This window comes from Enterobacter cloacae complex sp. GF14B (assembly GCF_004136805.1).
GTDB lineage: Bacteria > Pseudomonadota > Gammaproteobacteria > Enterobacterales > Enterobacteriaceae > Enterobacter > Enterobacter hormaechei_C.
Genome location: NZ_QFRV01000146.1, coordinates 1 through 4,869, shown reverse-complemented (window position 1 = coordinate 4,869; position 4,869 = coordinate 1). Strand labels below are relative to the sequence as shown.

Genomic DNA, 4,869 nt, shown 5'->3' with positions numbered 1-4,869 from the left:
CGGAGGACGAGCTGTGCGGCGTGGCGCCGGGGCGCGTGCTGCCGGTTTCCGAGAAGTGGCACCCGCTGCTTATCGAGGCGCTGACCAGCATTCCTGCGCTGGAGGCGGGTGATTCGGTGTGGTGGCACTGCGATGTGATCCACTCCGTCGCGCCGGTGGATAATCAGCAGGGCTGGGGCAACGTGATGTATATCCCCGCCGCACCGATGTGCGAGAAAAACCTCGCCTACGCGAAGAAGGTCAAGGAAGCGCTGGAAACCGGCGCGTCGCCGGGAGACTTCCCGCGCGAGGATTATGAAAAAACCTGGCAGGACCGCTTTACCGTGAACGATCTCAACATCCACGGCAAACGCGCGCTGGGCATGGTCTAGCTGTCGTACAGCCCTTCCCGCTCCACGGCGGTGCGTCGTTTTCCCTGACGTATCCGCCGTACCGACTCCCGCACGGTCAGCGTGCCGTTCAGCAGCAATGTGCCTACCGGCGCGTCCGGGCGCATGAGCCGCTGCTGGAGCATGTGTACCGCTTCCGTTCCCAGCTCATCGCGGGGAACATGCACGGCCGTTAATGGAACATCCTGAATCGCCGCCAGGTTAAAGCCGTCGATGCTCATCACCGAGACGTCCTGCGGCACGCGCAGGCCGTGGTTTTTTAAGGCGCTGATGGTGCCCGCCGCCATAAAGTCGCCGCCAACCAGGAATGCCGTCGGCAGGTCTTTTCCCTGCTGCTGATTTAGCCAATCGCTCACCAGCTGCTCCGTCTCTCTGGCGCTGAAGCTTGGCACCACCAGCAGATCGCGCTTGTCGTTGAACGCCAGGTTGTGGGACTGCCACGCGTCGCGAATCCCCGACAGGCGCAGCTCCATGGTGTAGCGACGTAGGCACAGCACGTTCATCACCTCGCGGTGCCCCATCTCGAACAGGTACTCCGCCGCCCGCTCGCCGATGGCGCGGTGATCCGGCGCAACGGCAGGCAGACGCATGTGCCGGTCGCGGCAGTTAATCAGCATGCAGGGTTTGCCCACGTCCACCGCCAGATCGTGGATATGCGGATCGTCAATACCAAGAAGAATGGCCGCCTGCGTGTCCGGCTCGTTCATCCGCGCCAGAAACAGCTGGGCGTCGCTGTCGTTCTCCTCCAGCGCGCAGTAGCGCAACCGGACCTCGTGGGAGGCAAGTGCTTTGCTCACGCTCTGGATCACGCGGTAGTAAAAGATGTCGGACCGCTCGTCGAAAGCGCGCTGCGGGGCAAAAACCACCAGGCTGTTAAGCAGCAGACGCCCTGCCGCCATGCCGTCCATTACCCCCAGCTCGCGCGCGCACGCCAGCACCTTTGCACGCGCTTTTTCGCTGGTATTCGCTTTCCCCGCCAGCACCCGCGAAACGGTGCTGATGGAGAGCTGCGTACGGGCCGCGATTTCGGTGATTTTTAGCCTTTTGTCCATTTTGTGATCTGGCTCCATTTGCGAAATGAAAAAATTTTCATAGCGTGTGTGTCAGGCAATAACTGACGTGAATGCCATCATGCCAGAGTGTTTTCGTCGGTTATGAGAAATTTTGCACAAAATCCACTTTTGCCCACTCATTTTCTTCCTTAAGGTGAACTTGTCACACAGCTTCCATACTAGTTGTATAGCAACTTAAGCATTATAAGCGGATTGAAATCAAAGGCATAAAAATCTGTGTGACACCTGAACCTCCGTCCCCTTACCGTCCGTCTTGTGGAGAGTAAAATGAGTCAGGACATCAATAACACCATTGCGACAAGCAAAACCCGTCGCGTCATCAAGAACCTGCGCTGGTACGTGCTGGTGCTGTTTTTGCTGGGCGTCACCGTTAACTACATCACCCGAAATTCCTTAGGTATTCTCGCTCCGGAGCTGAAAGAGAGCCTCGGGATCACCACCGAGCAATACTCCTGGATCGTCGGCGCGTTTCAGATCGCCTATACCATTTTCCAGCCCCTGTGCGGCTGGCTGATTGACGTCATTGGCCTGAAGATTGGCTTTATGGTCTGCGCCGGGATCTGGGCGCTGATGTGTATTTTCCACGCGGGCGCCGGAAGCTGGCTGCACCTGGCCATACTGCGCTTCTTTATGGGGGCTTCAGAGGCCGCCGCCACCCCGGCGAACGCCAAAACCATCGGTGAATGGTTCCCGAAATCAGAGCGTCCCGTTGCTGCTGGCTGGGCGGGCGTGGGCTTCTCCATCGGCGCGATGCTGGCTCCGCCTATCATCTACTTTGCTCACGCCTCGTTCGGCTGGCAGGGGGCGTTCATGTTTACCGGCGTGCTAGCGCTGCTGTGGGTGATCCTCTGGTGGGCGTTCTACCACAACCCCGAGCAGCACCCGAACCTGAGCAAGGACGAGCTGGCGTTTATCAAGCAGGATAACGAACCAGCGCCGGTCAAATTGCCCTTCCTGACCGCGCTGAAAACCGTTTCAAAAAACAAACGTTTCTACGGTATCGCCATTCCGGCCTTTATGGCAGAACCCGCCTGGGCGGTGCTGAGCTTCTGGGTGCCGCTGTACCTCGCCAAAGAGCACGGCATGGACCTGAAGCAGATTGCGATGTTTGCCTGGCTGCCGTTCCTCGCCGCCGACCTCGGCAGCGTGGCGAGCGGCTACCTGACGCGTCTGTACACCCGCCTGTTCGGCTGCTCCCGCGTGAACTCGGTGGTGGCCAGCTCCGTCACAGGCGCGTTTCTGATGATTTCACTGGCGGTCGTCGCCGTAACCCGCGACCCGTATATCACCATCGTGCTGATCTCCATCGGCGGCTTCGGGCACCAGATTATCTCCTGCATGCTGAGCGCGCTGGTGGTGGAGTCCTTCGATAAGGGCCAAATGGCGACCGTCAACGGCATGCGCGGCTCGGCGGCGTGGATCGCCAGCTTCCTGTTCTCGCTGTTAATCGGGGTGACCGCCGACAAAATCGGCTTTAACCCGCTCTTTATCGCCATGGGGTTCTTTGACCTGATTGGCGCTCTCTTCCTGGTAGCATTTATTGCTGAACGTCGCGCGAAGCGCGCCTGATAGTGGATGTATTGCATATGAAAACCCTGAAAAACTGGACCCTTGATACGCAGTCGGCAAACCATCTGGAACTGCTGGTCGATAGCCAGCACTGCCTGTGCCTGTATGTGCTGGAAGAGAACCTGTTCCGCGTGCTGATCAAACGCAAGGGCGAGCTGGCGCTTGACCGCACCTGGAGCATCGCACCGGAAAAAGACGTGCCGTGGGAAGGTCGCCGTCGTGACGATATCAGCGGCTTCTCCTGCCCCGCCTGGACGCTGACGCAGCAGGACGATACGTTAACCGTGGCAACCGAGCAGCTGCGCGTCACCGTCCACCAGCCGCTGTGGCTGGAGTGGCACTACCGCAATGAGGCGGGCGAATGGCAGCCGCTGGTCAACGACCGCCCCACCAGCGCCTACCTGCTGAACGCCCACGGTGACGGCGTGGCGCACTACCTCAGCCGCCGCAAGGACGAGCGTTTCTACGGCCTGGGCGAGAAAGCGGGCGATCTGCAGCGCAACGGTAAACGCTACGAGATGCGCAACCTCGACGCCATGGGCTACAACGCCGCCAGCACCGACCCGCTCTACAAGCACATTCCGTTCACCCTTACTCGCCGCGACGACGTGAGCTACGGCCTGTTCTACGACAACCTGAGCAGCTGCTGGCTGGATCTGGGTAACGAGATCGATAACTACCACACCGCCTATCGCCGCTGGCAGGCGGAAGCGGGCGATATCGACTACTACATCTTTACCGGCAGGCGCGTGCTGGACGTCACCAAAGCCTTCGTGCGCCTGACGGGGAAAGCGCTGTTCGGACCGAAATGGAGCCTGGGCTACAGCGGCTCGACCATGCACTACACCGACGCGCCGGACGCGCAAAACCAGCTGATGAACTTCATTCGCCTGTGCGAGGAGCATGCCATTCCGTGCGACTCGTTCCAGCTCTCCTCCGGCTATACCTCGATTAACGGCAAGCGCTACGTTTTTAACTGGAACTACGACAAAGTGCCGCAGCCAAAGGTGATGAGCCAGGCGTTCCACGACGCGGGGCTGCGGCTTGCGGCCAACATCAAGCCGTGTCTGTTGCAGGATCATCCCCGCTACGGCGAAGTGGCGGAACGTGGCCTGTTCATTCGCGATTCAGAAACCGATGCGCCTGAACGTTCCAGCTTCTGGGATGACGAAGGATCGCATCTCGACTTCACCAACCCGCAGACGGTGCAGTGGTGGCAGAACGGCGTGACCACGCAGCTGCTGGAGATGGGCATCGACTCCACCTGGAACGACAACAACGAGTATGAAGTGTGGGACGGGGAAGCGCGCTGCTATGGCTTCGGCAAGGAGATAGCCATCAAGCATATTCGCCCGGTGATGCCGCTGCTGATGATGCGCGCCTCGCTGGAAGCGCAGCAGCGCTTTGCGCCGGAAAAGCGTCCGTATCTGATCTCCCGCTCCGGCTGCGCCGGGATGCAGCGCTACGTCCAGACCTGGAGCGGCGACAACCGCACCAACTGGGACACCCTGCGCTATAACATCCGCATGGGGCTGGGCATGAGCCTGTCCGGGCTGTTCAACGTCGGGCACGACGTCGGCGGTTTCTCCGGCGACAAGCCGGACGCCGAGCTGTTCGTGCGCTGGGTGCAGAACGGCGTGATGCACCCGCGCTTTACCATTCACTCGTGGAACGATGACCACACGGTGAACGAGCCGTGGATGTATCCGGGCGTCACGCCTGCCATCCGCGGCGCGATTGAGCTGCGCTACCGCCTGCTGCCGTATCTTTACACCCTGCTCTGGCAGGCGCACGCCGACGACGAACCGATGCTGCGCCCGACCTTCCTCGACCACGAG

General features: G+C 60.2%; 4 protein-coding genes. 3 read left to right on the top strand and 1 reads right to left on the bottom strand.

Annotation, left to right across the window (positions count from 1 at the left end; genetic code table 11):
* On the top strand, positions 1–371 hold a 371-nt coding region (locus DD606_RS23690), incomplete at its 5' end, for a YbiU family protein (protein ID WP_129259277.1).
* Here DD606_RS23690 and DD606_RS23685 read toward each other — a convergent pair.
* Positions 368–1,441 (bottom strand): LacI family DNA-binding transcriptional regulator, encoded by a 1,074-nt coding sequence (locus DD606_RS23685; RefSeq protein WP_045346767.1) that lies wholly within the window; start codon positions 1,439–1,441, stop codon positions 368–370. The two genes, DD606_RS23690 and DD606_RS23685, sit on opposite strands and share 4 nt — an antisense overlap.
* A gap of 288 nt (positions 1,442–1,729) precedes the next feature.
* Between DD606_RS23685 and DD606_RS23680 the strand changes: the two genes are divergently transcribed.
* Together DD606_RS23680 and DD606_RS23675 are read left to right on the top strand one after the other, a co-directional pair.
* The gene (locus tag DD606_RS23680; protein ID WP_045343614.1) at positions 1,730–3,031 is read left to right on the top strand and encodes an MFS transporter; all 1,302 of its coding nucleotides are present in this window, start codon (positions 1,730–1,732) and stop codon (positions 3,029–3,031) included.
* A gap of 17 nt (positions 3,032–3,048) precedes the next feature.
* The coding region (locus DD606_RS23675) for a TIM-barrel domain-containing protein (RefSeq protein ID WP_129259275.1) at positions 3,049–4,869 on the top strand (1,821 nt) is incomplete at its 3' end.

Bases quoted from the DNA above. Each gene is read 5' to 3' on its own strand.
- DD606_RS23685 (WP_045346767.1), bottom strand. From the start codon at position 1,441: ATGGACAAAAGGCTAAAAATCACCGAAATCGCGGCCCGTACGCAGCTC.
- DD606_RS23680 (WP_045343614.1), top strand. From the start codon at position 1,730: ATGAGTCAGGACATCAATAACACCATTGCGACAAGCAAAACCCGTCGC.